Here is a 26912-nt window from a genome sequence, read left to right on the forward strand (position 1 = left end):
TTGGTGGGCTTCGTGAGCAGAAATGGTCGGGTCGCCGTTCGGCACCCGACCATTTCTGCTCACGAAGGGCTCGTCACCCTCAGCGAACCCTCACAGCACCGCCTTCGGCACCCGGTGCAGGGTGACCGCACCGACGGCGGCGAAGGGGTGCAACGGGTCCGGGGCGGTGGAGCCGGTAGGCCCACCGAGCTTCGAGTCACCGACCGCGCTGAGCACCGCGTAGGCGTCCTCGGCGGTCCAGCCGTGCTCGTCGACCAGGAATGCGAAGGCGTCTTCGTACCCGCGCCGGACGCTCTCCTGCACGGGGTCGCCGAGGCCGACGAACAGCCAGTCGTCGGCGGTCTCGATGCGGGGCGCGCGGAGCACCGGGCCGCCCTTGACCAGGTCGACGGAGACGATCGCGGTGCCCTGGGCCTCGATGGCGACGAACGACGACTCGCCCTCGGCCATGAGCGCGTGGATGTCGCCGATCGACAGCAGCGCACCGGGGACCCGGACGGGCAGTGAGACGGTCGAGCCGGGACGGGCCTCGGTGACGTCCATGTTGCCGCCCTCCGGGTAGGCCGGCATGATCGTCGAGTTCTCGCCCTCGGCCGGGGCCGTCCCGATGCACCCGATCATCGGCCGGACGGGGAACCGGTGCCGGTCGGACACCTGCACCGTGCCGTCCGCGATCGGGCATCGGCGGGCGAAGACCCGGTCGCCCATCACGTGCTGCAGGGCTCCGGAGCCGGGCAGGGACACCGACCACCCGTGCGTGGTCAGCTCGATGGCGTGGATGGTCACCACGAGGGTGTCGCCGGGTTCTGCCCCCTCGACGAACACGGGGCCGGTCACCGGGTTGATCGGTGCCTGCAGCTGCGCCATGTCGTGGTGCTGGTCGAGTTCGGCGTAGACGGCGTCGGTGGTCTCGAAGCCGATGGTCTCGCCGGTGCCGGGGCGGACCCGCAGCACGGGCTCCCGGTCTGCGGAGAACCCGGGGCGGCCGAGGGTGTTCGGCAGGAAGTGGTCCGGGGTCATCGTGCGTCCTCCGTCGTCGGTTCTGCTTCGGAGCCGACCTCGGTGGAACGGCCGGTGCGTCGGTAGTACAGGAACACGGCCGCGCCGACGATCAGCCAGATGATGCCGCCGACCTTCGCCTCGACCGCGGCGTTGAGCAGGACGTACCCGATGATCAGGAACCCGACCAGCGGCACGACCAGGTGCAGCAGCCAGTTGCGCGACTTCCCCTTGACGACGTGGTGCACGAAGACGGACACGTGCAGGAGCATGAAGCCGAAGAGCGCGCCGAAGTTCACGAGCGACGAGATCGTGTCGATCTGCCCGACGAAGAACAGCACCAGGATCGCGGAGAGCACCGAGACGACGATGATCGCGTTCTGCGGCACCTGGCGCCCGTTGAGCTTGTGCAGGAACGCGGGCAGCTGACGGTCGCGGCTCATCGAGAAGAGCAGGCGGCTCGTCGCGGCCTGTGCGGCCATGGCGTTCGCGATGCCGACGGCGAGCACGTTGACGGCGAAGAACGCGGTGGCCCAGCCGCTCGACGAGGCCTGCTCGACGATGGTGAAGAAGGCGTTGCCGGCCTCGCTGTCCGAGAACGAGTCCCGCCCCGCGGCCAGGGCGGATGCGAGCCAGGTCTGCAGGATGAACAGGAACGCCACGATGACGAGCGCCAGGATCATCGCCGTGCCGGCTCCGCCACGACGGCCGGTGGACTCCTCGGACAGCGTCGAGATGCCGTCGAAGCCCAGGAAGCTCAGCACCGCGATCGACAGGGCCGAGGCGATGAGCGGCGCCGACACCTTGGCGGGGTCCCAGATCTGCTCGGTGCCGAAGGACGCGTCGGGGATCGTGCCACCGGTCAGCGCGACGATGGCGATGACGACGAAGATCGCGACGAAGACGAGCTCGATGAGCAGGAAGATGCGGTTCGCGAGCTTGAGCGAGGACACCCCGGCCAGGTTGATGACGGTGTTGATCGCGACGAACACGAGCGCCCACAGCCAGCGGGGCGTGCCCGGGAAGATGCCGACCATGCTCTCCGCGGCGAACACGTAGAGCAGCGTCGGGACGAGCAGGTAGTCGAGCAGGATCGCCCAGCCGGCGAAGAACCCGGCGGTGGGGTGGATGCCGCGGCCGACGTACGAGAACACGCTGCCGGCGAGGGGGATCGACTTCGCCATCTGCGCGTAGGCCAGGGCGGTGAAGATCATCGCGACGAGGCCGACGAGGTACACCAGCGGCACCATGCCGCTGGAGGCGTTGTAGACGGTCCCGAAGATCGCCCACGGGGCGATCGGGACCATAAAGACCAGGCCGTAGATGAGCAGGTCGGTGGTGGAGACGGAGCGCTTGAGCTCCTGCTTGTAGCCGTAGGCCTCGAGCTGCTGCTGTGCGGAGAGCTCGCTGTGCTGCTGCGACATGTCGGGTTCCGTTTCGGGTGGAGGGACGGGTGCGGCGGTGGGGGTGGGGACTGCTTGCCTGGAGGCGCGGGGCGGGCCCGTCCCGCGCCTCCAGGCCGAAGGTGGCCGGGTCAGGCGTGGTCGTGCGCGGCCAGGAAGGCCGCGACGACCCGGCGGAACTCCGCCGGCTGCTCCAGGTGCGAGCAGTGGCTCGCGCCGGGGAAGACGTGCTGCTGGACGTCTGCGATCCGCTCGACGAACGGCGCCCACGTGGCGGGGGTGGCCTCGTCGTGCTCGCCGGCGACGACGAGCGTCGGCACGGCGACGCGGTCGAGCCGGTCGACGATGGTCCAGTCGCGCATCGTGCCGATGACGTGGAACTCGTTCGGGCCGTTCATCGTGTGGTAGACCGTCGGCTCGCGCTCCATCTGCTCCTCGGAGTCGACGAAGTCCTGCGGCATCGGGACCACGCGGCAGACGTGCCGCTCGTAGAAGACCTGCGTCGCCGCCAGGTACTCGGGGTCGTCGACGGTGCCGGCCGTCTCGTGCCGGGTCAGGGCGTCCTGCACGTCGGCGGGCAGCTGCGCGCGGAGCTCGGCGGCGCCGTCGACCCAGAGCTGCATCGACGCGGGGGAGTTGCAGATCGCCAGCGACCGGAGCCCCGCGGGCTGCTGCACCGCGATCTCGGCGCCGAGCATGCCGCCCCACGACTGCCCGAGCACGTGGTGGTCGCCGAGCCCGAGGTGCTCGACCAGGGCGGCGTACTCGTCGACGAACAGCTGCGGCTGCCAGGTGTCGACCGGCGCGTCCGGGCGGTGGCTGCTCCGGCCGCAGCCGAACTGGTCGTGGTGGACGACGGTCCGGCCGGTCTCGTCGGCCAGGGCCGCGAGGTTCCGGAGGTAGTCGTGGGCCATACCGGGCCCGCCGTGCAGGACGACGAGGGGCAGCGCGCCCGCGACCGGGGTGTCGGGCGTGGTGACCCGGTACCAGGTCTCGCCGTCGCGGAACGGCATCGTGGATTCGGTGATGCTGGACATGGGGGTCAGCATGGAGCCGAAAAAGGTCCCACGCAATACCTTTTCTGCTGCCTTAACGTGGTCGTAACACCGCGAAGGGGGTCCGTGTGTCCGATCGTGCGACCGAGACGCGCGTCGACGAGGTCGAGGACCGCCTCGTGACCGCCGTCGCCGTGGGCGAGTACCTGCCCGGCGCGAACCTGCCGCCGGAACGCGAACTCGCCGGCCTGCTCGGCGTCGCCCGGGTCACCGTGCGCGGTGCGATCGCCCGGCTCGTCGAACGGGGGCTGCTCGAGACCCGTCGAGGCCGGGGCGGTGGCACGTTCGTCCGCACCGAGTGGCCGGACAGCTCATCGGACGCGGTCGGGCGGGTGCTGCTCGCCCGGTGGGAGGCGATCCAGGACACCGCCGATGCCATCGCGCTGCTGCACGGGGCACTCGCGACGGCCGCTGCGGAACGGGTCACCCCGGAGGACGCCGCCCTGATCCGTGCACGGCTCGAGGTGTTCCGCGAGGCCACCTCGGGCCTCGAGAAGCAGCAGGCCGACGCCGTGCTGCACCGGACGATCATCGACGCCGCGCGGAACGACGCCCTGCGGACGGCGCTCGCCGGGTTGGAGGCGCAGATCTCCATCGCCGCTCCGGCGCACCTGTGGGGCACGGCCGAGGGCATGGCGGAGATGGAGACCCGCGCGCTCCACGAGCACGAACTGCTGGTGGACGCGGTGTGTTCGGGGCGGGCGCCCGAGGCGGGCGTGATCGCCCGGCAGCACGTCGGGATCGACGTCGAACTGCTCGAACGGGCCGTACGGCGGACGGGGCAGGTGCCCCGCCACTGAGAGGACGGTCTGTCGGTCGGTGTGTTGGTCGGTCGGTGCGGCGGTCGGTCGTCAGTGCACGGCGGGTGCCGGCACCGGGTAGACGTCGTCGGGCATCGGCCACGGCGCCCACTTCGGCCGCGGCGCGTACACCAGGTACGGCTGCGGCGTCGGGTAGCTGACGAGCTCGAGTGTCGACCCCCACGGCGTGCGCGTGTAGACGAACCGGTTACCGGCCCCCGCCTCGTCCCCACGCAGGTCGCGCGGGTCGGAGTTCCGGGTACCGCCGGCTGACTCGACCCGGGCGAGCGTCTCGTCCAGGTCGTCGGCGTACATCGCCAGGTGCTGCCACCCCAGGTCGGACGGGTGTGCGGCGTTCCGCTGCTCGGGCCCCAGGTACTCGAACAGCTCGAGCCCCGGCCCCTCCGGCAGCGCGAGCATCCGCATGGCCCCCTGCGCCATGGTGCTCGGGATGCCGAGGTAGCCGTGCGCCTCGGAACTGCTGTTCGGCGTCTCGTCACGACGCCGCATGTCGTACAGGACGACGGCGTCGAACGCCGCCTCGAAGAACTGCGTGGCTGCGTCGATGTCCGGCACCGTGACGCCCACGTGGTCGATCCTGATTCCCCTGCTCATGGTCGATTCGTACCACCGGCGGTCCCCGCGGCTCGGGTCGGGGCGGGGTCCGTGCGGGGTCGGTGCCCATCGATGCGGCAAGCCGCACCGCGGCTCCGCGCGCGGCACCGGGAGCGGTCGGCGCCGGTCTCGGCCACCGTTCCGGAACGGTCGTTCCAGGACGGGGTGCGGGACACACGACCGTTACACGAGGGAAACGGCGGGGGCGAAGTCGCTCCGTAGCTTCGTGCTCAAGCACGCACCGCCCCGCTTCCCACTCCCTCGGAGGACGCCATGGCTACCGACATCGCGACACCAGTCGCCGCGCCCCACGCCCCCACCACGACCGCCGCTCCCGCCCCAGCTGGTGCCGGTGTCGTCAAGCCCGGGTACGACCCGGCGCTCACGAACGAGGACCTCGCCCCGCTGCGCGAGCAGCGCTGGACGAGCTACAACTTCTTCGCCTTCTGGATGTCCGACGTGCACTCGGTCGGCGGCTACGTCACCGCCGGGTCGCTCTTCGCCCTCGGGATCGCGAGCTGGCAGGTGCTCATCGCCCTGGTGGTCGGCATCCTCATCGTGCAGGTCTTCGCCAACCTGGTCGCGAAGCCGTCGCAGCGCACCGGCGTGCCGTACCCGGTGATCAACCGCGCGGTGTTCGGGGTGCTCGGCGCGAACGTCCCCGCCATCATCCGCGGCCTCATCGCGATGGCCTGGTACGGCGTGCAGACCTTCCTCGCCGCCCAGTCGCTGAACATCATCTTCCTCAAGTTCATCCCGGCGTCGGCGGGGCTGCTCGACCACTCGTTCCTCGGGCTGTCGGCCCTGGGGTGGATCTCGTACGCGATCCTCTGGGTGGCACAGGGCGCGCTGTTCTGGATGGGCATGGAGGCGATCAAGCGGTTCATCGACTGGGCCGGTCCGGCGGTCTACGTGGTGATGATCGCGCTCGCGGTCTACCTGGTCAGCCAGGCGGGCATCGGCAACATCTCGTTCACCCTGTCGGCCGGCGAGCCGCTGTCGTTCGGGGCGTCGATCCCGGTGATGCTGTCCGCGGTCGCCCTGGTGGTCAGCTACTTTTCCGGCCCGATGCTGAACTTCGGTGACTTCTCGCGCTACGGCCGGTCGTTCCGTGCGGTCAAGCGCGGCAACTTCTGGGGTCTGCCGATCAACTTCCTGTTCTTCTCGGTCCTGACGGTCCTCTGCGCCAGCGCCACGGTGCCGGTGTTCGGCAAGCTCATCACCGACCCGATCGAGACCGTGCAGGCCATCGGAGCACCCTTCGCGATCCTGCTCGGCGGCCTGACCTTCGTCACCGCGACCGTCGGCATCAACATCGTCGCGAACTTCATCAGCCCCGCGTTCGACTTCTCGAACGTGGCACCCCGGAAGATCTCGTGGCGGGCCGGCGGCATGATCGCCGCGGTCGGCTCCGTGCTCCTCACCCCGTGGAACTGGTACGGCAACGACCAGGCGATCCTGTACACGCTCGGGGTGCTCGGTGCGCTGATCGGCCCGCTGTTCGGGATCCTCATCGCGGGCTACTACATCGTCGGCAAGCAGCGCATCGCGATCGACGACATGTACTCCACGAGCCGCACTGCCCGGTACTGGTACCGCGGCGGGTTCAACCCGAACGCCATCTGGACCCTCGCGGTCACCGGCGCGATCTCGGTGGCGAGCGCGGTCCTGCCCCCGGCACTCGATGTGCTGCCGTGGCTGTCGAGCTACAGCTGGTTCATCGGGTGCGGCCTGGGCCTCGTCGTCTTCTGGGCGCTCGAGCGTGTCCGGCCGAGCATGCCCGTGCTCGACGCGGACGACCCCTCGGTCGACGACGGCGCGGCCGTCGGTCGCGCCTGACCCCCGGCGTCGCGGCTCGCCCTCCACAGGGCGGGTCGCGGCGCTCGGTCGTCCACAGATCAACACCACGGCCGGGAGGCCCGCCCCGCCCCGCCACGATGGTCACCACCCAGCACCACCGGTTCCACCGCTCCACTCGCTCCACCGGAAGGACCCCGATGCGCATCCGCGTCGTCAACCCCAACACCACCGCGTCGATGACGCGGGCGATCGGCATGGCGGCCCAGGCCGTCGCCGCTCCCGGCACGCTGGTCGAAGCGGTCGAACCCTCGATAGGGCCGGCCTCGATCGAGAGCCACTACGAAGAAGCCCTGGCCGTGCCCGGGCTGCTCGAGCAGATCGGCCGCGGCGAGCAGGACGGGGTGGACGCGTTCGTCGTCGCCTGCTTCGGGGACCCGGGGCTCGACGCCGCGCGGGAGCTCGCGACGGTGCCGGTGATCGGGATCGCCGAGGCCGGGTTCCACGCCGCCGCGATGCTCGGCCGCCGGTTCGGCGTCGTCACCACCCTGACGCGGACGACCGGCCGCGCCCACGAGCTCGCCCAGCGCTACGGCTTCGCCCCGCTCGTCACGGAGATCCGGGCGTGCGAGGTCCCGGTGCTCGAGCTCGACGACCCCGAGTCCGGAGCGCGGGCGCTCGTGATCGAGGAGTGCCGAGCGGTCATCGACGGGGGAGCCGATGCCGTCGTGCTCGGCTGCGCGGGCATGGCCGACTTCTGCGCCGAGGTCTCGCTGGCCATCGGGGCACCGGTCGTCGACGGCGTCGCGGCGGCCACGGTCCTGGCGGAGTCGCTCGTCCGGCTCGGGTTGTCCACGGGCAAGCGCGGCGAGTACGCCCTGCCGCCGGTGAAGGCGATGTCGGGGCTGCTGGCGGGCTTCGAACGCCACCCGGCGGCGGTCGTGACGGCCGGGGCTGGCGCGTGACGGGCCTCCCGGCGGGCGACGCGGCAGACCTGGTCGTCCGCGCGCAGCGAGCTTGGGTCGACGGGACGTTCCGCTCGGCCGCGGTCGTCGTCCACGACGGCCGGGTCGCGGGCGTCCTGCCCGTCGACGCGGTCGTCGACGCCGTGCAGGACCACACCGTGCCGGCCGGGCAGGTGCTGCTCCCCGGACTCGTCGACACCCACGTGCACGTCAACGAGCCCGGCCGCACCGAGTGGGAGGGCTTCGCGTCCGCGACCCGGGCCGCTGCGATGGGCGGCGTCACCACGATCGTGGACATGCCGCTCAACTCCATCCCCGCGACGACCACGGTCGAGGCGCTCGCCGTCAAGCGTGCGAGTGCCGAGTGCCGGGTGGCGGTCGACGTCGGGTTCTGGGGCGGCGCGGTCCCCGCGAGTCTCGGCTCGCTCGACGCCCTGCACGACGCCGGCGTCTTCGGGTTCAAGTGCTTCACGGCGCCGAGCGGTGTCGACGAGTTCCCGCACCTCGATCCCGAGCAGCTCCGCGCCGCGATCGCCGAGGTCGCCCGGATCGACGCCCTGCTGATCGTGCACGCCGAGGACCCGGAACACCTCGTGCCGCACCGTGCGCTCGGCGGCCGGTACGCCGACTTCCTGGCAACCCGGCCCGTCGCCGCCGAACGGTCCGCGATCGCGCAGGTCATCGACGGCGCGCGGGCGACCGGTGCGCGGGTGCACGTGCTGCACCTGTCCGACGCGGGCGCGCTGCCGATGCTCCGTGCCGCGAAGGACGACGGCGTCCGGATCACGGTCGAGACCTGTCCGCACTACCTGTCGTTCGAGGCGGGCACGATCCCGGACGGCGCGACCGCCTACAAGTGCTGCCCGCCGATCCGCGACGACGCCAACCGTGACGCGCTCTGGGCCGGCGTGCTCGACGGCACGATCGACCTCGTCGTGTCGGACCACTCGCCCTCCACCGCCGACCTGAAGACCGACGACTGGGGTCTGGCCTGGGGCGGGGTCGCCGGCCTGCAGGTCGGGTTCCGGGCGGTGTGGACCGAGGCCGAGCGTCGCGGGGTCCCGCTCGAGGCGCTGCTCCCGCTGTTCACGACCGGTCCGGCCGCCCTGGTCGGGCTGCGCGACCGCGGGGTGATCGCTCCCGGTGCCCTGGCGCACTTCGCCGTGTTCGACCCGTCCGCCGAGTCCGTCGTCGACGTCGCCGGGCTCGAGCACCGCAACCCGGTGTCCGCGTTCGACGGGCTCCGCGTGCGCGGCAGCGTCACCGAGACCTGGCTCCGCGGCCGTCGCATCGCCACGGCGGACGGCGGTGTGGTCGGCGCCGAGGGGCAGCTGGCCGGACGGCCCGTGCTCGCGGCGGAAACACCCCTGTAACGATCGTTCCGGTATCGTCGGATCAGGAACGGAAGGAACCAGCATGCTCCCAGTGAACCCACCCGCCCGTCTCCTCATGGGGCCCGGTCCGATCGACGCCGACCCGCGCGTGCTCCGTGCGCTGTCGACGCCGCTCGTCGGCCAGTACGACCCGTGGATGACCTCGACGATGAACGAGACGCAGGCGCTCTACCGCCGCGTGTTCGGCACCCGCAACGACGCGACGCTGCTCGTGGACGGCACCTCGCGCGCGGGGATCGAAGCGGTGCTGGTGTCGCTGCTCGCCCCGGGTGACCGCGTGCTCGTGCCGGTGTTCGGCCGGTTCGGGCACCTGCTCGCCGAGATCGCCGGCCGTGCCGGGGCCGAGGTCCACACCATCGAGACCGACTGGGGTCAGGTCTTCACGCCGTCCGCGATCGAGTCGGCCATCGCCCGTGTCCGGCCGAAGGTGCTGGCGGTCGTGCAGGGCGACACCTCGACCACGATGAACCAGCCGCTCGACGAGCTCGGTGCGATCTGCGAGCGGTACGGCGTCCTTCTCTACACCGACGCCACGGCGACGGTCGGCGGCAACCCGCTCGAGGTCGACGCCTGGGGGATCGACGCCGTGAGCGCCGGGCTGCAGAAGTGCCTCGGCGGCCCGTCCGGCAGTGCGCCCGTCACGCTGTCGCCCAAGGCCGTGGCCGTGCTCGACGAGCGGCGAAGCGTCGAGGCCGGCATCCGCGAACCCGGTGACGACGTCGCCGACGAACCGATCCGCTCGAACTACCTCGACCTCGCGATGATCCTCGACTACTGGGGCCCCCGCCGCCTGAACCACCACACCGAGGCCGCTTCGATGCTCTACGCCGCGCACGAGTGCGCCCGCATCCTGCTCGAGGAAGGCCGCGACGCCGTCGTCGCCCGCCACGAGACCGCCGGGCGCGCGATGCTCGCCGGGGTGCAGGCCCTCGGGCTCCCGGTCTTCGGCGACGTCGCCCACAAGATGCACAACGTCGTCGCCGTCGAGATCCCGTCCGACGTCGTCGGCGACCAGGTGCGCGGCGCGATGCTCGACGACCACGGGATCGAGATCGGCACCTCGTTCGGGCCGCTGCACGGACGGGTCTGGCGCATCGGCGCCATGGGCTACAACGCCCGGAAGGACACGGTGGTCACGACCCTGGCCGCGCTCGAGCACACCCTGCGCCGGGCCGGGCACGCGGTCCCGCACGGCGGCGGTGTCGATGCCGCCCTCGACGTCTTCCGCGACGACACCGCAGCGGTCGCTCCCGCCGGGGCGGAGGTGCTCGCGTGAGCGCCGTGCCCGTCCTGAACGCCACCGCCGCGGGCACCGCGGACGCCGAACTCGTCGCCCGCTGGTGCGACGAGCTCGCCGCCTTCAGCGCCGAACCGGGCCGCATCACCCGCGTCTACCTGTCACCGGAGCACGCCCGGGCGAACGCCCTCGTCGCGGGCTGGATGCAGGACGCCGGACTGTCCACCTGGCAGGACGCCGCCGGCAACCTGCACGGCCGGGCCGCGGGCGCGACGTCCGATGCCCCCGTGCTGCTGCTCGGCTCGCACCTGGACACCGTGGTGGACGCCGGACGGTACGACGGCGTCGTCGGGGTGCTCATGGCGATCCGCACCGCCGCTCGGCTCACCGCGGACGGTCCGCTACCCGTCGCGCTCGAGGTGATCGCGTTCTCCGACGAAGAGGGCACGCGCTTCGGCAAGGCCCTGCTCGGGTCGTCCGCGGTGGCCGGGGTCTGGGACGACGCCTGGTGGAACCTGACCGACGGTGACGGCGTCACGCTCCGACAGGCCTTCACCGACTTCGGCCTCGACCCGGAGCGCGTCGGCGACGCCGCGGTCGACCCGGCGTCGGTGGTCGGCTACCTCGAAGCGCACATCGAGCAGGGGCCGTACCTCGAACAGGCCGGGCAGGCCCTCGGGGTCGTCACGAGCATCGCGAGTGCCCGCCGGTTCTCGGTCGAGGCCGTGGGAGAGGCCCGGCACGCCGGCGGCACCCCCTACGAGCGCCGGCACGACGCCCTGCTCGCCGCCGCCGAGGCCGCGCTCGCGGTGGAACGCATCTGCCGGGCCTCGCACCAGGTCGGCACCGTCGGCACGATGACCGTCGAGCCCGGAGCCGTCAACGTCGTCCCCGGGCTCGCACGGTTCTCCGTCGACCTGCGCGGCGAGTTCGACGACGAGCGCGACGAGGTCTGGGACGAACTCACCAAGGCCTTCACGCTCATCGGTGAACGGCGCGGGGTGAGTGTCACCCCGACCGAGGTGCACCGTGCGCCCGCGGTGTTCTGCTCGCCCCGCCTGATGGACGCCGTCCGCGCCGGGATCGTGTCGACGGGCGAGACCGTGCCGATGGAGCTGTTCTCGCGAGCCGGCCACGACGCGATGTCGCTCGGGCTCGTGACCGACGTCGCGATGCTGTTCCTCCGCAACCCCGACGGCATCAGCCACCACCCGGACGAGTTCGTGTCGACGCCGGACATCGCCCTCGGCCTCGACGCCCTGGCCGTCGCCGTCGACCGGGTGGCCCGCGCATGAGCACCGCCGGCCCCGACGTCCGCGCCCGGATCGACTCCGTCTGGGAACAGCTCTCGCCCGCCGAACGACGCGTCGCCGCCATGGTCCGCCACGACCCGGAACTCCTGCTCGTCGGCACCTCCGCCGAACTCGCGGCCGAGTCGGGCACCTCGAAGGCCACGGTCTCGCGACTCGTGCGGTCGCTGGGGTTCCAGGACGCCGCCGAGGTCCGGCAGAACCTGATGTCCGCACGGGGCTCGGGCCTGCCCTGGGTCGCCGAGGACGCCGCCCACGTCGACCAGCGCGCGGTCGAGGCGCGGAACCTCGACGCGGCCTTCGCATCCCTCGGCCGAGCGGACCGCCCGCGACTGGCCCGTCGGATCGTCCGGGCCCGCCGGGTGCTCGTCCTCGGTGAACGCGGCGCGTACCCGATCGCGCTGCAACTGCGGTCCCAGCTGGCGCAGGTGCGGTCCGACGTCCGGGTCGGTCCGTCGCCCGGGCAGCGACTCGGCGAAGAGGTCGCCGACCTCGACCGGCACGACCTCGTCGTCCTGGTGACCGTTCGTCGGCACACCGCCGGGGTCGAACGGATCGTCCGGCACTGCGTCGACTCCGGGGCGGACGTCATCGTGCTCGGCGACCCGACGGCCGCGGTCATCGCCGCTCCCGCCGCCACCGCGATCCTCTGCCCGGTCGACTCACCGTCGGCGTTCGACTCGATGGCCGCGTTGTTCGCCGTCGTCGCAGCGATCACGAACGACGTCTACGACGCCTCGGGTCCCGGTGGCCGGGTGCGGGTCGACGCCGTCGCCGCCGCCTACGACACTCTGGGGGAGCTCGCTGCGCCCTGATCGCCGTCCGACCCGGCGCGCAGCTCGGCACGCAGTTCGGCGGCGAGCGAGGCGTTGCGGTCGGCGATGAGCCGCGGCATGTACCGGGCCAGCGCGAGCACCTCGGCCAGGCGGCCCAGCGGGCCGAGCGGTGCCCGGAACGTGATGGTGTCGACCATGCGCGTGCCGCCGGCCGACGGCTCGAAGCGGTGCTCGTGGTGGAACCGGGCGAACGGCCCACGCACCTGTTCGTCGACGAAGCGGTGGGGCGCCTCCAAGGCGGTGATCCTGCTCGTCATCCGCCAGACGATCCCGAAGTGCCGCGCACGCCAGGTGACGGACTCGCCCAGGCCGATCATGCCGGCCGTCGTCCCGGCGACGGCGCGTTCGTCGGTCGCGGCCATCGATCGCTCGTGCGCGCCGATGTCGAGCGACAGCGCGAAGGCGCGCTCCGGCGGAACCGGCAGCTCCGTCACGACCCGGAACGAGACGGTCACGACGTCGGCCAGACCGTCGGGGCGGACCGATCGTCGTCGGCGTCGCCGAGCTCGGGGACCGAGAGCACCAGTCGCTCGGTGCGGAGGGTGACGGGCTGCACGGTTCGAGCCTAGCCACGATGGCGCGGGCGGTAGCGTCGGGGGATGACGTTCGACGCGCTCCCGTTCCCGGTCATCGACGGCCACAACGACCTGCCCTGGGAGCGCCGTGACAGCCACGACTCCGGCGTCGAGGGCATCGACACCGAGACCGACTCGCTGCACACCGACATCCCGAAGCTCCGCGCCGGCGGCGTCGTCGGGCAGTTCTGGTCGGTGTTCGTGCCCGCGGACGACCCGGACCCCGTGACGACGACGCTGCAGCAGGTCGACCTCGCACACCGGATCATCGAGCGCTACCCCGACGACCTCGCGCTCGCCCGCACCGCCGCCGAGGTCCGAGCCGCCGTCGACTCCGGCCGGATCGCGTCGCTGCTGGGCGCCGAGGGCGGGCACTCGATCGGCGACGACCTCGCGGTCCTCCGCACCCTGGCGCGGCTCGGCGTCCGCTACATGACGCTCACCCACAACGACGACACCCCCTGGGCCGACTCCGCGACCGGGGAGCGGGCGCACGGCGGCCTGACCGACCGCGGGCGGCAGATCGTCGCCGAGATGGAGCGGATCGGCATGCTCGTCGACCTGTCCCACACCGCCCCGGAAACCATGCGGGACACCCTCGACGTGGCGACCCGGCCCGTCGTGTTCAGCCACTCGTCGACCGTCGCGATCGACGACCACCCGCGGAACGTGCCCGACGACGTGCTCGCCCGGTTGGCCGACAACGGTGGCGTGGTGATGATCACGTTCGTGCCGAAGTTCGTGTCGCGGGCGTGGGCGGACTGGGAGGAGTCGGGCATGTCCGGCGAACCGCCCCTGGTCACGGTGTCGGACGTCGCCGACCACGTCGAGCACGCCCGCGACGTCGCCGGTGTCGCGCACCTGGGCCTCGGCGGCGACTACGACGGCACCCCGGTGCTGCCGCCGGACCTGCGGGACGTGTCGCGGTACCCGGTGCTCGCGGCGGAGCTCGTCCGACGCGGCTGGGGCGAGTCGGACCTGCGGGCGCTGGCCGGTGGCAACGTGCTGCGGGTGCTCGAGGCGACCGACGAGCGGTTCGCCCGGACGGCGTTCGTGCGCTGACGCGGTGGGGCGAGCCGCGAAAGCGACTCTCCTCGGCGCTGGTCGTGGTCACTCCCGCGAAAGCGACAGAACACGGTGAACCTTCCGCGGGCATCTGTCGCTTTCGCGGTGGTGCTCGGAGGCATGGCCCGAGGAAGCGGCAATTGGTCCACAGCGTGTGGACCAATTGCCGGGCGCGCACGCGCCGTCACGGACAGGACCGCCTGGGGTCCGGTCGCTAGGATCGGGCGCACACCGCGCCTCCAGGAAGAGCGATGCGCGACCTGAGCTGCGAAGGACGGACCGGATGAGCGGCACCATCTACGAGAACATCTCCCAGGCGTTCGGCAACACCCCCCTCGTCAAGCTGAACCGGCTGCCGAAGGCGGGCGGCGCCGAGGTGCTCGCGAAGCTCGAGTTCTACAACCCGGGCGCCAGCGTCAAGGACCGTCTTGGCGTCGCGATCATCGACGCCGCCGAGGCCTCCGGTGCGCTGCAGGCCGGTGGCACCATCGTCGAGGGCTCGTCCGGCAACACCGGCATCGCCCTCGCCCTGGTCGGCGCTGCTCGCGGGTACCGGGTCGTCATCACGATGCCCGAGACCATGAGCGTCGAGCGCCGTGCGGTCATCCGTGCGTACGGGGCCGAGATCGTCCTGACCCCCGGGCCCGAGGGCATGAAGGGCGCGGTCGCCAAGGCCGAGTCGATCGTCGCGGAGACCCCCGGCGCGATCCTCGCCCACCAGTTCGAGACGGCTGCGAACGCCGAGATCCACCGGAAGACCACGGCGGAGGAGATCCTCCGCGACACCGAGGAACACGTCGACGTGTTCGTCGCGGGTGTCGGCACCGGCGGCACGATCACCGGTGTCGGGCAGGTGCTCAAGGAGCGCGTGCCCGGCGTGCAGATCGTCGCCGTCGAGCCGAAGGACTCGCCCCTGCTCACCGAGGGCAAGGCCGGTCCGCACAAGATCCAGGGCATCGGCGCGAACTTCGTGCCCGAGGTCCTCGACCAGAGCGTCATCGACGAGGTGTTCGACGTCGAGCTCGACGACGCGCTCCGGGTCGCCCGTGCCCTGGCGACGCAGGAGGGCATCCTGTCGGGCATCTCGTCCGGCGCGATCATCCACGCGGCCCTCGAGATCGCCGCACGCCCCGAGAACGCCGGCAAGCGGATCGTCGCCATCGTGTGCGACACCGGAGAGCGCTACCTGTCGACGGTGCTCTTCGAGGGGCTCACTGCGTGAGTCGTCCTCTTCGACGAGGCGTGCTGCGGACCATCCGGGAGGACCTGTCCGCAGCACGTCGCGGTGACCCCGCTGCCCGGGGCGACCTGGAGAACGCGATCGTCTACTCCGGGTTGCACGCCATCTGGACGTACCGGGTGACCCACCGTCTCTGGAACGCGCAGGGGCTGCCCGGGTCCCGGTTCGCGGCCCGCCTGCTCGGGCAGGTCGCACGGTCGGCCACCGGCATCGAGATCCACCCCGGCGCGCGCATCGGCCGTCGGTTCTTCATCGACCACGGCATGGGCGTCGTGATCGGCGAGACCTCGGTCATCGGTGACGACGTGCTCGTGTTCCACGGCGTCACACTCGGCGGACGCGGCGGAGACCACGGGCCGGGAGCCCGACGCCACCCGGTGGTGGGGGACCGCGTGGTGCTCGGCGCCGGGTCGTCGCTGATCGGGGCGATCACGATCGGTCCGGACTCCGTCGTCGGTGCCAACACGGTGGTCACGAAGGACGTGCCGGCGGGGTCGGTCGTCACGGGCGTCGCCGGGACTCCCCGTCCCCGTTCCGGGCACGAGGGCGTCCCGACGCTCTGAGCGCCTCGCGCCGCGCCGGGCACGGCCGCGGGCGCCGGGCACGCAAAACACCGGTGTTCGCGCATCGCACCGCGGTGTGCGGGTGTTCAGGACGCGAACACCGGTGTCTTGCCGGTGTCACCGAGCGAGCGGGAGCGTCAGCTCTTCTCGCAGGCGACGCCGTCCTTGTCGCGGTCGAGCTTGGTGTTCGCCTTGTACAGGGCGTCGTCCTTCTTCACCGTGCCCTTGAGCGCACGGTAGGTGGTCTTGCCGCCGGAGACGACCTTGTTCTTCGTGACGGACTTCTTGGCGATGCCGCCGGAGTACACCTTGTGCACCGCGGTGCAGTTGGCGTAGGACTTCGGAGCGGCCTGCGCGGTCGAGGTCCCGCCGACGACGACGGTGGTCGCGAGGACGGCGGTGGCGGCGGCGATGCCGAGGGTACGGATGATGCGCACGGGTTCCCCCTGGAACTGGTGGTGATCGCGCGAGCGACCGCCGCGTCGGGTGCGCGGCGTGGTGATCCTACGACGTGATCGACACTCATGACCTGCCCCCGAACGGGGTGCGCTGTCGGCGGCCTGAGGCATCCTGGTCACATGGACGGCGAGCAGCTGCACGACATCGCGAGCCGCACGGCGCTGGCGTTGCCGGCGGCCGTCGAGACCCAGCCGTTCGGCGAGGGCTCGGTGGTCTACAAGGTCGTCGGCAAGATGTTCGTGATGGTCACCGAGGTGCGTGGGACCCCGATCGTGAACCTCAAGTGCGCGCCGCCGCACGGGGCAGCGCTCGTGCGTGACCACGACGAGATCACGCCCGGGTGGCACATGAACAAGCGGCACTGGATCACGCTGGCGCCGGGCAACGGCATCGACGAGACCCTGGTCGAGGACCTCGTGGCGAACGCCTACGACCTGGTGGTCGCCGGGCTGCCCGTGGCGAAGCGTCCGATCGACCCCTCGCGCGGCCTGCTGCCGAGCTGATCGGGCTCGACGGGCCCGACTGGCTCGACCGGCTCAGGCCCGCGCGGCGACCTTCGACAGGTCCTGGACGACCTTCGGCGCCAGGCGCTCGCCCGACTCGAGCACGGCCCGCGCACGATCGGGTGCTAGATCGCCGAAGATCTCGCCGATGGTCACCCCGTGTTCCGGCCGGTGGATCACCTCGACGGGGTCACCCGCGGCGACCGAACCGGACTTGACGACGCGGAAGTACGCCCCCGGCCGCCCCTCGTCGGCGAACCGCTTCACCCACCCGTCGATCCCCATGCGCCGGGCGAAGGTGCCGCAGGGTGTGCGGGGGACCGTCACCTCGAGCACGAGGGTGTCGCCGATCCGCCAACGTTCCCCGGTCACGGCCCCGGTGACGTCGATGTCGCTGGTGCGGAGGTTCTCGCCGAACAGGCCGGGCGGGACCTCGCGGTCGAGCAGGTCGGCGAAGTACGCGGCGTCCTCGTCGGCGTAGGCGTACACGGCCTGGTCCACACCGCCGTGGTACTTGCGGTTCGCCTGCACGTCGGCGCGCAGGCCGAGCGGCCGGACCCGGACGCTGCCGGTGACCGGGCGCTTGTCGATGGCGGTGACGCCGATGATGCCGGAGTCGGGCAGCAGGCGGTCGACGCGGCAGACGGCGGTGACGAGCGACATGGAGCCAACTCTGGCGCACGCATGCCCGTGCACCAAGCCGCGCCCGAGCAAGAGCGACACACCGGCGCTAGCGGTTGAGCGTCCCTCGGAACTACGGTGAGCAAGTTCCGGCCTCCCGCCGACGTGGAGGCAGCGGCCAGCCCGCGTCACGAGTGGAACAGACAATCAGGGAGGCACGAGATGGCGTTCGTCACCACGAGCGATGGGGCAGAGATCTTCTACAAGGACTGGGGACCGCGCGACGCGCAGCCGATCGTCTTCCACCACGGATGGCCCCTGTCGTCGGACGACTGGGACGCGCAGATGCTGTTCTTCCTGGGCAAGGGCTACCGGGTGATCGCGCACGACCGCCGCGGGCACGGGCGTTCGTCGCAGATCGGCACCGGTCACGACATGGACCACTACGCGAGCGACACGGATGCGGTCGTGCAGCACCTCGACCTGCAGAACGCGGTCCACATCGGGCACTCCACCGGTGGTGGCCAGGTCGCACGGTACGTCGCCCGGTACGGCGAGCCGCAGGGACGGGTCGCCAAGGCCGTCCTGGTGTCCGCGGTGCCGCCGATCATGGTGCAGAGCGACTCGAACCCGGAAGGTACTCCCATCTCGGTGTTCGACGGGTTCCGGAGCGCACTCGCCGCGAACCGCGCCGAGTTCTTCCAGGCGGTCGCCGAGGGGCCGTTCTACGGCTTCAACCGGCCGGGCGCCGAGGTGTCCGCACCGGTGGTCGCCAACTGGTGGCGCCAGGGCATGACGGGCAGCGCCCTGGCCCACTACGAGGGCATCAAGGCGTTCTCCGAGACGGACCAGACCGAGGACCTCAAGGCGATCTCCGTCCCGGTCCTCGTCACGCAGGGCGACGACGACCAGGTCGTGCCGTACAAAGCCGCCGCGATCAAGCAGGCCGAGCTGCTCAGCAACGCCACGCTCAAGATCTACGAGGGCTACCCGCACGGGATGCTGACGACCCACGCGGACGTCATCAACCCCGACCTGCTCGCCTTCATCCAGCAGTAGGACGAGCCGACACGCACGACGTCCGGGGGTGCGCACCGGAACCGTCCGGCTGCGCCCCCGACGTCGTGTGTGACGAATCGGGTGCGACGCACGTCCCATCGGTGACCACACCACGAGGAGCCGACGTGACCCGCACCGCTGCAGTCCCCAGGAACGCCCCCGCACACGTGCTCGCCCTGGCGCGTGTCCGCTCGCTCGCCGCCCGGCCCGCCGGACCGTTCAAGGTCGTGCCGGCCTGCGGACGCACCCAGCCGTTCACCATCCACCACCGGTAGAAGGAACGCGTGCACCACCAGTCCCTCGCCGAGCTCGACGACGCGGTCCTCGCCGGCCGGTCGTCCGACGGTGACGTCCGGGCCTTCGAGGTCCTGATCCGTCGCCACACCCCGCTGCTCCGCGCCTACGCCCGTCGGACCCTCGGTTCCACCGACGAACTCGACGACGTCGTGCAGGAGACCTTCATCACCGCGTGGGACCGCCTCGACTCCCTCGAGGACCTCGCACGCGTGAAGTCGTGGTTGATGCGCATCCTGAGCAGGAAGTGCCTCGACCGGATCCGCGCGCGGCGCGTCCACGACGACGTCACCGAGCTCGAGGTCGCCGCGCCGGCCGACGACGCACCCGACCGGGTCGCCGAGGCGCGCTCGCGCGAGGACGCGGTCGAACGTGCGCTGGCCGAACTGCCCGAAGCCCAACGACGGTGCTGGATCATGAAGGAGGTGCTCGAGTACCGGTACGACGAGATCGCCGCCGAACTCGACCTGCCACCCTCGACGGTCCGGGGACTGCTGTCCCGAGCGAGGAAGAACATGATCCGACTCATGGAGGGATGGCGATGACCGACCACGACGGCATCCGGCCGGACCTGCCCGACAGCCCCGAAGCACTCGACGCCCTCGAACGCGGTGACCTCGACGGCCACTCGATCGACGAACTCGCCGACTACCTCGACGCCGGCATGCAGCCGGCGGACCCGAGCATCGACGACTCGCCCGCCTGCCAGAACGCCCTGGCCGCGATCATCCGCGTCCGCCACGCGTCGCTCCGCTCGCTCGAGGCGGCCGCCCGCGACGAGGCCCCGGCCGACGAGTCCTGGATCAGCGGCGTCCTGGCGAACATCTCGATCGAGTCCCGCTCCGGTCGCGACGTCCCGCTCCGCCCCCTGTCCGAGACCGAGCGCCCCGTGATGACGGAAGGCGCCATCCGGTCCCTCATCCGCCGCACCGGCGACGAGGTCCCGGGCGTGCTCGTGGCCCGCTGCCACCTCGACGGTGACGTCACCGAACTCGCGTCCCCGATCCGGGTCGTCGTCGAGATCGCGATCGCGTCCGGGCCGTCGATCCCCGCGACTGCCGAGCTGGTCCGCGTCGCCGTGGCCGGCGCCCTGGCCGAGCAGACCGACCTGCTCGTCGAGGCGATCGACGTCGTCGTCCGCGACCTGCTGCCGGACCCCGAGCCCGGCACCGACGAAACAGGCACCGACGAGCCCGGCACCGACCGGGAGGAGGCCCGATGAGCACCACCGACGAGACCCTCGCCGCGATCGAGGCCGTCGTCCTCGAGGTCCCCGGGGTCACCGACCTGTACCGCTCCCGCCCGACGGTCGCGAGCGCCGTGCAGGCGGTCCGCAGCATCGCCACGAGCACCGGACCGCTCCGGATCGTCGTCGACGACGACGCCCTTCGCGTCGTCATCGGCACCGACGGCTTCCGCCCGGCCCCCGAGGTCGCCCGCGCCGTCCACGACGTCGCCCTGGCGACCGCCGCGGCACACGGCCTGGCGCTCAGCCGCGTCGACGTGCGCGTCGCGCGGGTGGGCTGACCGCGACCACGCAACCGACGGGAGGCCCGTGGCGGATCCGCCACGGGCCTCCCGTCCGTCTGCCGGTCGCCGTCGCGACCCGCGCCGATCAGTAGAAGTTGTGCGCCTGCGAGTGCCCCCACGCCGCGCACGGGGTGCCGTACGCCGAGCTGATGTACTGCAGGCCCCAGGTGATCTGGGTGGTGGCGTTGGTGCGCCAGTCCGCGGCGATCGTGGCCATCTTCGAGCCGGGGAGCGCCTGCGGGATGCCGGTCGCGCCGCCGTTCGCGTTGACGGCCTGGTAGTTCCAGCCGGACTCCTTGGTCCACAGGTTGTCCAGGCACTGGAACTGGTCGGCACCCCAGCCGTACTCCGAGGACGCGAGCGAGCTCGCCGTGGCCTTGGCGCCGGCGACGGTGTTGCCGGCGGCGAGCTTCCGGGCGGCCTCCGCTGCCTCGGCGGCAGCCTTCCGCTCGGCTGCGGCCTTCGCTGCGGCCGCGGCCTTCGCATCGACGTCCCGCTTGTCCTGCGTGGCGCTGGCCTGCGCGACGTGCGTGGTCGACGCGACCGTCGTCGAGATGCGGTTCGTCAGCGCAGCGCCGGACAGGTCCGGGTAGTCGCTCAGGGCGTCGACGCGCTGTTCGAGCGCCGAGGTGTCGACCTTGTGGTTCGCGGTCTGCATGACGGTCTTCGCCGTGGTGATCGTGGCGGCGGCCTGGGCGCGGTCGAGCGCAGTGCCGCGCAGGGCGGGCTCCGCGGTCGCCGAGGCGCTCGGGGTGCCCGTCGGTATGCCGAGGGCCTCGCCGATGGCGGGCTGCGTGCCGACGGTCAGGGCGCCACCGGCGACGGCGAGGACCGCCGCGCCGCCGGCGATCAGCGTCGCGCGGTGCCGCAGGGCCCGACGCATCCGGCGGGTGGGGGTGTTCAGGGCTTCACGTCGGGTCGAGGCCGTCGTGGTGGGGAGCTCAGGGGTGTGTCGCATCGGTTCCGCAGGTCGGCGGCTCGGTGGGGGAGGGGCTCCCGCTCGCGCGACCGAGGTCGTGCGGGCACGCCGGAGGCTGGCGGTGTCGGTGACACCGTCGGCGACGACGAGGAGTCCTCGAGCCGGTGAGGACCGGACGGTGGTGTGGGGCCCGTCCGTCCGCCGGGAGCAGCCGTGGGGTGGCCGCGGTCAGGCGGAGCCGACACCATGACCGGTCAGACTGGGCAGCGCGTCCAGGAACGCTGGCAGAACGGTCCGTCCACCGCTTTGGTAACGGTTCGGTAACGGTCCTACGAGGCCTAGAAGGTGTGAGGTTCCTGGGCGTGCTCGCCCTGGGCGACACGCTCGAGCGCGGCCAGGGCACCGGCGATCGCCTGGACGTCCGACTCGTCGAGCTCGGCGATGAGCTCGGCGACGATCCCGGTGCGGTTCGCGCGGGCCTGCTCGACCGCTTCGATGCCCTCCGGCGTGGCCGTCACCATGAACGCCCGGCCGTCGCGCGGGTCGGCCTCGCGCTGGATGAAGCCGCGCTGCTCGAGCTCGGTCAGGATGCGGGTCATCGTGGGCTTCGTGACCACCTCGATCCGCGACAGGTCGCCGGGGCGCAGGGGTCCGTGCCGCTGGATCGACGCGAGCGCCGACACGATGCCGTACCCGAGCGAGGCCGAGTCGGTGCGGGCCCGTCGGTTGATCCGACCGACCGCGGCGGCCAGGCGTGCGGCGACCTCGGTACGGTCCGTCGGGCGGGGGTTCATGTGCTGCTCCGGGTGCCTGGTTCAGGTGGTCGCCAGCGATGCTATCGGTCCGCGCGGCCCCGGGACTGGGAGCGTCACGCGCGTGGCCGGGCCGCCGACCGGGAGGCCCGTGGAGCGTCGACCGCCCGCCTCGCGTGTGCGAGACGGTCGGTTCCTGTACGCCGGTACAGGTGGACTCAGTGCTTCTCGCCCGGCAGCTGGTGGATCGCCTCGGTCGCGAGCTCGGCCGCGACGTTGTCGCCGGACTCGGTCGCCGCCCGGAGACGCCGGAAGTCCTCGGTCATCCGGTCCCAGTCGACCAGTTCGTCGAGGTTCGGCAGTCGCAGCCGGAACGCCAGGCCGTCCATCGTGTCGCGGCAGACGCGCTGCAGGTTCTCGTTGCCGCACTCGGCGACGTACAGGGCGAAGACGTCGAGGGCGTCGTGGTTGACGGCGGCGACCTCGTGGGCCTCGAGCTCGGTGATCGTCTTGTCGAGCTGGGCCAGGATCTTCTTCCGGCTCGCCGAACCGAGGCGTGGGACCGCGAGCCGGACCACGCCGCCGAACAGCACGCCGAGGGTCTGCATCGCTTCGATGACCTCCGCGGGGTCCGGCGTGGTGACCCGGGTGTACCGGTTCGGGGCCATCTCGATCAGGCCGGCGCGGGACAGCTGGCTCAGGGCCTCGCGGATGGGTGTCCGGGAGACGCCGAGCCACGAGATGAGCTCGTCGTCGTTCAGCCGTTCCCCGGGCAGGAGCGTCCCGTCCATGATCGCGTCGTGGATCTTGTGGCGGACGGTGTCACGGAGCAGCTGGTGCTCGGTCGGGGCGCTGCGGGGGACCGGCATGCGTTCTCCTTCGGGGGCGGCGGCGTCGGGGCGCCGGGCGAACGGGCACGGTCGACATCGCACGTGCTCGCATCACCGTACCTGATATGACAACGGCGTTGCGGTCGGCTCAGCGCGTGTCAGTGTGGACGTTCAGATGCCGGTCACGCGCGTCGTGCGTCGCGTGCGTCGCGCGCGTCACTCGTGTTCCGGGCGCTCTCCGAGCAAGCGGAGCGTGGCCGGGTCCTCGGCGCCGTCGTACCAGCGGTCCAGCACGGCGACGAACGGCTGTGGGTCGGTCGCGACCCGGGCGAAGAGGGTCATCGACGACCGGAGCTTCACCGCGTCGATGCCCCCGAGCAGGGCGTCGGCGGAGCGGGCGGGGGCGTCGTGTGCGACGTCGGCCGCGGTGAGCAGACGGGGCCCGAGCACCGGGTGTGCCAGGTAGGCGCTGGCTTCGTCCGTCCCGGTGATCGCGTAGCGCACGGCCGTGGCGCTCCGCCCCAGGCCGGCCAGCTGCGGGAACACGAACCACATCCAGTGCGACGACTTCCGGCCCCGACGCAGTTCGTCGAGCGCGACGTCGTGAACACCCTGCTGGGCCCGGACGAAGCGGTCGAGGTCGAACGGGTCGTCGGCCTGAGCGTCGGAGCGTGCGCCCGTCACCGGACGACCCCGCCCCAGCCGTACCGGACGGTCGTGCGGTCGACCACGAGCAGGGAGTCCGGGGCCCGGTCGAACAACCCCGGCATGCCGACGGCGTCGGGCAGGTCCCCCTCGAGCCGGTCGAGCGTGGCCGAACGGGTGGTGAGCACCGGGTGCTGTCGCTGCCAGAACAGGGTCTGCGCCAGGTACCGCGCGTGGATGCCGGCGCGGGTGGTGAGCTCGGCGGCCAGCGGGGTGTCGACGACCTCGCCGGCGGTCACCCGCACCGAGGCCGCGTGCTTCGGGCGCACCGCACCGGTCGGGCGTTCCTGCCGGAGCGACCGCGCCCACCGCACCGGGTGCAGCGCGCGGGTCGGGTGCCGGACGGAGCGGTGCGCCACCGCGTCACCGCGGCGACGGGAACGTGCGTGCGCGAACGTGTACGGCACGCCGAGCAGTGCGTGCGCGGCCACGATGGCGGGCACGTTCGCGGTGTCGACCGTGCGGTAGGTCACCCCGCGCCGCCCCTGGTCGTCCACCGTGAGCACCTCGATCGTGACCTCGGTCATGGTGCCGAGCCGCCCGGCAGACGGGAACGGCGGCACCCGAGTCTCCCGGAACACGTACGCCGACAGCCCCACCCAGGCGCTGCCGTCGACCACGTCCGGGCGGGTCCCGCGGGGGACGAGCCGCTGCAGCGACGCCGGGTCGTGCCGCCAGTGCGCGAACAGGATGTCCTCCCAGGCATGCTGGGTGACCGGGCGGTGCAGCAAGGGCACCGCCGCGCGGGTCCACGACGGCTGGGTCACGGCTTCGGTGCGTGCCGACCGACGCGCATGCTCCAGAGGACCAGCGGCAGCTGCAGGGGGAGCCGCAGGACCCCGATCAGCCGCATCGCTCGGCTCGAGCGGGGGTGGTCGAGCAGGTCGTTCGCCATCTTGACGTTGGCCGGGAACACCGCCGCGAACAGCGCCGCGGCGGCCCACCCCGAGGCACGGCGGGTGGCGGGGAACGCGAGCCCGGCGGCGATGCCCAGCTCGGCCACCCCGGAGGCCAGCGTGGTCAACCGCGGGGGCAGCGCGTCCGGCACGATCCGGTCGTAGTGGCGCGGGCGTAGGAAGTGGGTGATCCCGGCTCCGCCGAGGATCACAGCCAGGATGGTGGCCGTGCGGTTGGCACGTCGGATCCGCTCACGTCGTCGCATGCGCCCCATCGTGCTCGCCGGTCCTCGGAACCAGGTCAGTGCCGCTTCTCCACGTCAGTGCCCGTTCACGTCAGTGCCCGTTCACGTCAGTGCGGTCGCGACGAGGTCGAGGACCGCGGTCGCCACCTCGGCCTTCGTGCCGGAGGTCTCGCGGACCACCTCGCCACCGGGCACCAGGACCTCGATCGCGTTCTCCTCGCGCTCGAAGCCGGCCGACCAGCCGACGTGGTTCACGACGAGCAGGTCCGCGGGCTTCCGGTTGATCTTGGCGCGCCCGAGCTCGATCCGCGCGTCCCGGTCGGGTTCGGTCTCGGCGGCGAACCCGACGATGATCTGCCCGGTCCGCCGTGCCGCCACGAGGTCGGCGAGCACGTCCGGGTTCCGCACCAGCTCGAGCGTCATGCGCTCGCCCTGCGCGTCCTTCTTGAGCTTCTCGGTGAGCACCTCGGCCGGACGGTAGTCGGCGACGGCGGCGGTCATCACGACGACGTCGGCTTCGGTGGCGGCGGTGTGCACGGCCTCGGCGAGTTCGAGCGCGGACCCGACGGGCACCACGGTCGCGTCCAGCCCGGCGGTCAGCGAGCCCTCGACGTTCGCGGCGACGAGGGTCACGGACGCGCCGCGACGGACGGCGTCGGCGGCGATCGCGATGCCCTGGCGGCCGCTCGAACGGTTGCCGACGAACCGCACCGGGTCGAAGGGCTCGCGGGTGCCGCCCGCGCTGACGACGACACGGACGCCGGCCAGGTCGCCCTGCTCACCACGGGCCCCGGTGCTGGCCGCGGTGCCGGTCTCAGCACTGCGGCGGCCGGCGGGGGCGGGGTGCTGGTCGAGCACGGCGAGCGCTGCGGCGACGATGTCCTCGGGCTCCGCCATCCGACCGATGCCCGCATCGTCGCCGGTGAGCGCGCCGACGACCGGGCCGACCAGGTGGACGCCGCGGTCACGCAGCGTGGCGACGTTCGCACGGGTCGCGGGGTGCTCCCACATCTGCGGGTGCATCGCCGGAGCGACGACGACGGGCGCCTCGGTCGCGAGCAGCGTCGTGCCGAGCAGGTCGCTCGCCAGGCCGTGCGCCATCCGGGCGAGCGAGTCGGCGGTGGCCGGGGCGATGACGACCAGGTCCGCCCGGCGACCGAGCGCGACGTGGCGCACCTCGGCGACGTCGTCCCACACGCTCGTGGTGACGGGGTTGCGGCTGAGGGCCTCGAGCGTCGGGAGCCCGACGAAGCGCAGGGCGCCCTCGGTCGGGACGACGTGCACGTCGTGGCCGCGCTTGACCAGGTCGCGGACGACCCCGACGGCCTTGTAGGCGGCGATGCCCCCGGTGATACCCACGATGACGGTCAGGGCGCGCTCTGCTGCTGCGTTCACCTGGCTCACGCTACCGGGGCCACGTGCGAGGATCGACGGCATGTGCACCGTCGTCGTCCGCGTCGACCCCGGGTCCGCGTGGCCCGTCACCGTGCTCGCCCTGCGGGACGAGTCACCCGAACGCCCGTGGGACCCGCCCGCCGCCTGGTGGCCGGACCGCGACCCGGACCTCCGTGGTGTCCGTGACCGCTCCGCCGGTGGTGCGTGGCTCGCCGCGTCCGACCGAGCCGGCCTGGCCGTGGTGCTCAACCGCGCCGAACCCGTGACGAGCGTCGACGGCACGTGGACGACCCGCGGGGTGGTGCCGGTGGACGCCGTCGCCGACGACCTGCTGCCCGGACACGACGGCACGCTGCCGACCACGCGGGCCTTCAACCTGGTGCGCGCCACGGCCGAGGGCGCCTCGGTGCTGACCTGGGACGGCGAACAGGTCCGCACCACCGACCTCGGCCCCGGCGTCCACATGGTCACGCACGGTGCGGCCGACGACCCCGCGGCGCCGCGCATCGGTCGCTGGCTCGAGGCCTTCCGCGCCGTCGACGCCCCGGCCGGCCCGCCGGTGCTCGGCCCGTTCGACGAACTCCGCACCGTGGACTCCGGTGGCGACGCCGGGGACGGCTGGGGCGGCTGGTTCGGCGTGCTGGCGGAGTCCGCGGCGCTGCCGAGCGACCACCCCGACGCGATCCTCCGCGACGTGCACGAGGCCGAGGGGCACATGACGACCCTGTCGATCGTCGCCGCGTCGATCGCGCCGGGCCGCACCGTCCTGCAGCACGCCCGCCTGACCGAACCCGGGAAGCTGGACGGGGCGGTGGAGCTGCACCGCGCCTGACGCTGGCGGCGTGCCGGA

At 72.2% G+C, this 26912-nt stretch carries 31 protein-coding genes; 17 read left to right on the forward strand and 14 right to left on the reverse strand.

What is annotated here, in order from left to right; all coding sequences use genetic code 11:
- Window positions 1–90: 90 nt before the first annotated feature.
- The 3 genes from BIU91_RS08555 to BIU91_RS08565 all read right to left on the reverse strand — a co-directional run bounded on the left by BIU91_RS08555 (window position 91) and on the right by BIU91_RS08565 (window position 3439).
- A complete protein-coding gene (locus BIU91_RS08555) occupies window positions 91–1020 on the reverse strand; it encodes an acetamidase/formamidase family protein (protein ID WP_071405067.1) in 930 nt (309 codons plus the stop codon).
- A complete protein-coding gene (locus BIU91_RS08560) occupies window positions 1017–2423 on the reverse strand; it encodes an APC family permease (protein ID WP_071405068.1) in 1407 nt (468 codons plus the stop codon). The genes BIU91_RS08555 and BIU91_RS08560 overlap by 4 nt, the downstream gene beginning before the upstream one ends.
- A gap of 110 nt (window positions 2424–2533) precedes the next feature.
- Complete coding sequence (locus BIU91_RS08565) at window positions 2534–3439, reverse strand: proline iminopeptidase-family hydrolase (protein ID WP_253183711.1); 906 nt, start codon at window positions 3437–3439, stop codon at window positions 2534–2536.
- An 86-nt stretch (window positions 3440–3525) separates the two neighbouring features.
- Here BIU91_RS08565 and BIU91_RS08570 point away from each other — a divergent pair, with 86 nt between their 5' ends.
- A complete protein-coding gene (locus BIU91_RS08570) occupies window positions 3526–4257 on the forward strand; it encodes a GntR family transcriptional regulator (protein WP_071405070.1) in 732 nt (243 codons plus the stop codon).
- Window positions 4258–4308: 51 nt separating this feature from the next.
- Here the strand turns inward: BIU91_RS08570 and BIU91_RS08575 are convergent, their stop codons facing one another.
- A complete protein-coding gene (locus BIU91_RS08575; protein WP_071405071.1) occupies window positions 4309–4872 on the reverse strand; it encodes a VOC family protein in 564 nt (187 codons plus the stop codon).
- A 273-nt stretch (window positions 4873–5145) separates the two neighbouring features.
- Between BIU91_RS08575 and BIU91_RS08580 the strand changes: the two genes are divergently transcribed.
- The 6 genes from BIU91_RS08580 (at window position 5146) to BIU91_RS08605 (ending at window position 12390) form a co-directional block, all read left to right on the forward strand.
- Entirely contained in the window at window positions 5146–6711 is a 1566-nt protein-coding gene (locus tag BIU91_RS08580) for an NCS1 family nucleobase:cation symporter-1 (RefSeq protein ID WP_071405072.1), read from the forward strand.
- Between the two features lie 158 nt (window positions 6712–6869).
- Window positions 6870–7634: an aspartate/glutamate racemase family protein gene (locus BIU91_RS08585; RefSeq protein ID WP_071405073.1), complete on the forward strand. Its 765-nt coding sequence runs from the start codon at window positions 6870–6872 to the stop codon at window positions 7632–7634.
- Window positions 7631–9007 carry an allantoinase AllB gene (gene allB / locus BIU91_RS08590; protein WP_071405074.1) on the forward strand — a complete coding sequence of 459 codons (1377 nt, stop codon included), beginning with the start codon at window positions 7631–7633 and terminating at the stop codon, window positions 9005–9007. Before BIU91_RS08585 ends, allB begins: the two co-directional genes overlap by 4 nt.
- A 43-nt stretch (window positions 9008–9050) precedes the next feature.
- Window positions 9051–10304, forward strand: a complete 1254-nt coding sequence (locus BIU91_RS08595) for an alanine--glyoxylate aminotransferase family protein (protein ID WP_071405075.1) — start codon at window positions 9051–9053, stop codon at window positions 10302–10304.
- On the forward strand, window positions 10301–11560 hold the full coding sequence (locus BIU91_RS08600) for an allantoate amidohydrolase (protein WP_071405076.1): 1260 nt from the start codon (window positions 10301–10303) through the stop codon (window positions 11558–11560). Before BIU91_RS08595 ends, BIU91_RS08600 begins: the two co-directional genes overlap by 4 nt.
- Window positions 11557–12390, forward strand: a complete 834-nt coding sequence (locus BIU91_RS08605; protein ID WP_071405077.1) for an SIS domain-containing protein — start codon at window positions 11557–11559, stop codon at window positions 12388–12390. The genes BIU91_RS08600 and BIU91_RS08605 overlap by 4 nt, the downstream gene beginning before the upstream one ends.
- Here BIU91_RS08605 and BIU91_RS08610 read toward each other — a convergent pair.
- The gene (locus tag BIU91_RS08610) at window positions 12357–12866 is read right to left on the reverse strand and encodes an SRPBCC family protein (protein WP_071405078.1); all 510 of its coding nucleotides are present in this window, start codon (window positions 12864–12866) and stop codon (window positions 12357–12359) included. The two genes, BIU91_RS08605 and BIU91_RS08610, sit on opposite strands and share 34 nt — an antisense overlap.
- A gap of 144 nt (window positions 12867–13010) precedes the next feature.
- Between BIU91_RS08610 and BIU91_RS08615 the strand changes: the two genes are divergently transcribed.
- The 3 genes from BIU91_RS08615 to epsC all read left to right on the forward strand — a co-directional run bounded on the left by BIU91_RS08615 (window position 13011) and on the right by epsC (window position 15854).
- Window positions 13011–14048 carry a dipeptidase gene (locus tag BIU91_RS08615; protein WP_071405079.1) on the forward strand — a complete coding sequence of 346 codons (1038 nt, stop codon included), beginning with the start codon at window positions 13011–13013 and terminating at the stop codon, window positions 14046–14048.
- Between the two features lie 286 nt (window positions 14049–14334).
- Window positions 14335–15273 carry a cysteine synthase A gene (cysK, locus tag BIU91_RS08620; RefSeq protein ID WP_027466262.1) on the forward strand — a complete coding sequence of 313 codons (939 nt, stop codon included), beginning with the start codon at window positions 14335–14337 and terminating at the stop codon, window positions 15271–15273.
- A gap of 20 nt (window positions 15274–15293) precedes the next feature.
- On the forward strand, window positions 15294–15854 hold the full coding sequence (gene epsC / locus BIU91_RS08625) for a serine O-acetyltransferase EpsC (protein WP_071405080.1): 561 nt from the start codon (window positions 15294–15296) through the stop codon (window positions 15852–15854).
- A 137-nt stretch (window positions 15855–15991) separates the two neighbouring features.
- On the opposite strand, the gene BIU91_RS08630 is transcribed toward epsC, so the two are convergent.
- Window positions 15992–16291, reverse strand: a complete 300-nt coding sequence (locus BIU91_RS08630) for an excalibur calcium-binding domain-containing protein (RefSeq protein ID WP_206647623.1) — start codon at window positions 16289–16291, stop codon at window positions 15992–15994.
- 141 nt (window positions 16292–16432) lie between these two features.
- On the opposite strand from BIU91_RS08630, the gene BIU91_RS08635 reads away from it, so the two are divergent.
- Window positions 16433–16816 (forward strand): MmcQ/YjbR family DNA-binding protein, encoded by a 384-nt coding sequence (locus BIU91_RS08635; RefSeq protein WP_071405081.1) that lies wholly within the window; start codon window positions 16433–16435, stop codon window positions 16814–16816.
- 33 nt (window positions 16817–16849) lie between these two features.
- Here BIU91_RS08635 and BIU91_RS08640 read toward each other — a convergent pair whose 3' ends face one another.
- Window positions 16850–17479, reverse strand: coding sequence for an MOSC domain-containing protein (locus BIU91_RS08640; protein WP_071405082.1), 630 nt, complete (start codon window positions 17477–17479; stop codon window positions 16850–16852).
- 180 nt (window positions 17480–17659) lie between these two features.
- On the opposite strand from BIU91_RS08640, the gene BIU91_RS08645 reads away from it, so the two are divergent.
- The 5 genes from BIU91_RS08645 (at window position 17660) to BIU91_RS08660 (ending at window position 20317) form a co-directional block, all read left to right on the forward strand.
- A complete protein-coding gene (locus BIU91_RS08645; RefSeq protein ID WP_071405083.1) occupies window positions 17660–18496 on the forward strand; it encodes an alpha/beta hydrolase in 837 nt (278 codons plus the stop codon).
- A gap of 125 nt (window positions 18497–18621) precedes the next feature.
- Window positions 18622–18771, forward strand: a complete 150-nt coding sequence (locus tag BIU91_RS18885; protein WP_171907802.1) for a hypothetical protein — start codon at window positions 18622–18624, stop codon at window positions 18769–18771.
- 9 nt (window positions 18772–18780) lie between these two features.
- Window positions 18781–19335, forward strand: coding sequence for an RNA polymerase sigma factor (locus BIU91_RS08650; RefSeq protein WP_027466268.1), 555 nt, complete (start codon window positions 18781–18783; stop codon window positions 19333–19335).
- Entirely contained in the window at window positions 19332–20012 is a 681-nt protein-coding gene (locus BIU91_RS08655; RefSeq protein ID WP_139196559.1) for a hypothetical protein, read from the forward strand. The genes BIU91_RS08650 and BIU91_RS08655 overlap by 4 nt, the downstream gene beginning before the upstream one ends.
- On the forward strand, window positions 20009–20317 hold the full coding sequence (locus BIU91_RS08660) for a hypothetical protein (protein WP_071405085.1): 309 nt from the start codon (window positions 20009–20011) through the stop codon (window positions 20315–20317). Before BIU91_RS08655 ends, BIU91_RS08660 begins: the two co-directional genes overlap by 4 nt.
- 88 nt (window positions 20318–20405) lie before the next feature.
- Here the strand turns inward: BIU91_RS08660 and BIU91_RS08665 are convergent, their stop codons facing one another.
- From BIU91_RS08665 to BIU91_RS08695, 7 genes are all read right to left on the reverse strand, one after another.
- A complete protein-coding gene (locus BIU91_RS08665) occupies window positions 20406–21278 on the reverse strand; it encodes a phospholipase (protein WP_139196558.1) in 873 nt (290 codons plus the stop codon).
- Window positions 21279–21577: 299 nt separating this feature from the next.
- A complete protein-coding gene (locus BIU91_RS08670; protein ID WP_027466277.1) occupies window positions 21578–22033 on the reverse strand; it encodes a MarR family transcriptional regulator in 456 nt (151 codons plus the stop codon).
- Between the two features lie 176 nt (window positions 22034–22209).
- Window positions 22210–22860, reverse strand: coding sequence for a GntR family transcriptional regulator (locus BIU91_RS08675; protein ID WP_071405086.1), 651 nt, complete (start codon window positions 22858–22860; stop codon window positions 22210–22212).
- Between the two features lie 177 nt (window positions 22861–23037).
- Window positions 23038–23505 (reverse strand): DUF1810 domain-containing protein, encoded by a 468-nt coding sequence (locus tag BIU91_RS08680; protein ID WP_071405087.1) that lies wholly within the window; start codon window positions 23503–23505, stop codon window positions 23038–23040.
- Window positions 23502–24293, reverse strand: a complete 792-nt coding sequence (locus tag BIU91_RS08685; RefSeq protein WP_071405088.1) for a DUF2071 domain-containing protein — start codon at window positions 24291–24293, stop codon at window positions 23502–23504. Before BIU91_RS08685 ends, BIU91_RS08680 begins: the two co-directional genes overlap by 4 nt.
- Window positions 24290–24688, reverse strand: coding sequence for a hypothetical protein (locus BIU91_RS08690; RefSeq protein ID WP_071405089.1), 399 nt, complete (start codon window positions 24686–24688; stop codon window positions 24290–24292). Before BIU91_RS08690 ends, BIU91_RS08685 begins: the two co-directional genes overlap by 4 nt.
- Window positions 24689–24769: 81 nt before the next feature.
- Window positions 24770–26038: a bifunctional phosphopantothenoylcysteine decarboxylase/phosphopantothenate synthase gene (locus tag BIU91_RS08695; RefSeq protein ID WP_071405125.1), complete on the reverse strand. Its 1269-nt coding sequence runs from the start codon at window positions 26036–26038 to the stop codon at window positions 24770–24772.
- A 64-nt stretch (window positions 26039–26102) separates the two neighbouring features.
- Here BIU91_RS08695 and BIU91_RS08700 point away from each other — a divergent pair, with 64 nt between their 5' ends.
- The gene (locus BIU91_RS08700) at window positions 26103–26894 is read left to right on the forward strand and encodes an NRDE family protein (RefSeq protein ID WP_071405090.1); all 792 of its coding nucleotides are present in this window, start codon (window positions 26103–26105) and stop codon (window positions 26892–26894) included.
- Window positions 26895–26912: the final 18 nt, after the last annotated feature.

It is taken from the genome of Curtobacterium sp. MMLR14_002 (assembly GCF_001864975.1).
Taxonomy (GTDB): Bacteria; Actinomycetota; Actinomycetes; order Actinomycetales; family Microbacteriaceae; genus Curtobacterium; species Curtobacterium flaccumfaciens.

Coding starts and splice junctions, on each gene's coding strand:
- BIU91_RS08665 (WP_139196558.1), bottom strand. CDS start 21,278: ATGCGACACACCCCTGAGCTCCCCACCACGACGGCCTCGACCCGACGT.
- BIU91_RS08580 (WP_071405072.1), top strand. CDS start 5,146: ATGGCTACCGACATCGCGACACCAGTCGCCGCGCCCCACGCCCCCACC.
- BIU91_RS08655 (WP_139196559.1), top strand. CDS start 19,332: ATGACCGACCACGACGGCATCCGGCCGGACCTGCCCGACAGCCCCGAA.
- BIU91_RS08575 (WP_071405071.1), bottom strand. CDS start 4,872: ATGAGCAGGGGAATCAGGATCGACCACGTGGGCGTCACGGTGCCGGAC.
- BIU91_RS08645 (WP_071405083.1), top strand. CDS start 17,660: ATGGCGTTCGTCACCACGAGCGATGGGGCAGAGATCTTCTACAAGGAC.
- BIU91_RS08555 (WP_071405067.1), bottom strand. CDS start 1,020: ATGACCCCGGACCACTTCCTGCCGAACACCCTCGGCCGCCCCGGGTTC.
- BIU91_RS08605 (WP_071405077.1), top strand. CDS start 11,557: ATGAGCACCGCCGGCCCCGACGTCCGCGCCCGGATCGACTCCGTCTGG.
- BIU91_RS08660 (WP_071405085.1), top strand. CDS start 20,009: ATGAGCACCACCGACGAGACCCTCGCCGCGATCGAGGCCGTCGTCCTC.
- BIU91_RS08700 (WP_071405090.1), top strand. CDS start 26,103: ATGTGCACCGTCGTCGTCCGCGTCGACCCCGGGTCCGCGTGGCCCGTC.
- BIU91_RS08640 (WP_071405082.1), bottom strand. CDS start 17,479: ATGTCGCTCGTCACCGCCGTCTGCCGCGTCGACCGCCTGCTGCCCGAC.
- BIU91_RS08585 (WP_071405073.1), top strand. CDS start 6,870: ATGCGCATCCGCGTCGTCAACCCCAACACCACCGCGTCGATGACGCGG.
- BIU91_RS08675 (WP_071405086.1), bottom strand. CDS start 22,860: ATGCCGGTCCCCCGCAGCGCCCCGACCGAGCACCAGCTGCTCCGTGAC.
- BIU91_RS08615 (WP_071405079.1), top strand. CDS start 13,011: ATGACGTTCGACGCGCTCCCGTTCCCGGTCATCGACGGCCACAACGAC.
- cysK (WP_027466262.1), top strand. CDS start 14,335: ATGAGCGGCACCATCTACGAGAACATCTCCCAGGCGTTCGGCAACACC.
- BIU91_RS08690 (WP_071405089.1), bottom strand. CDS start 24,688: ATGCGACGACGTGAGCGGATCCGACGTGCCAACCGCACGGCCACCATC.
- BIU91_RS08670 (WP_027466277.1), bottom strand. CDS start 22,033: ATGAACCCCCGCCCGACGGACCGTACCGAGGTCGCCGCACGCCTGGCC.
- BIU91_RS08560 (WP_071405068.1), bottom strand. CDS start 2,423: ATGTCGCAGCAGCACAGCGAGCTCTCCGCACAGCAGCAGCTCGAGGCC.
- BIU91_RS08595 (WP_071405075.1), top strand. CDS start 9,051: ATGCTCCCAGTGAACCCACCCGCCCGTCTCCTCATGGGGCCCGGTCCG.
- BIU91_RS08635 (WP_071405081.1), top strand. CDS start 16,433: ATGGACGGCGAGCAGCTGCACGACATCGCGAGCCGCACGGCGCTGGCG.
- BIU91_RS08565 (WP_253183711.1), bottom strand. CDS start 3,439: ATGTCCAGCATCACCGAATCCACGATGCCGTTCCGCGACGGCGAGACC.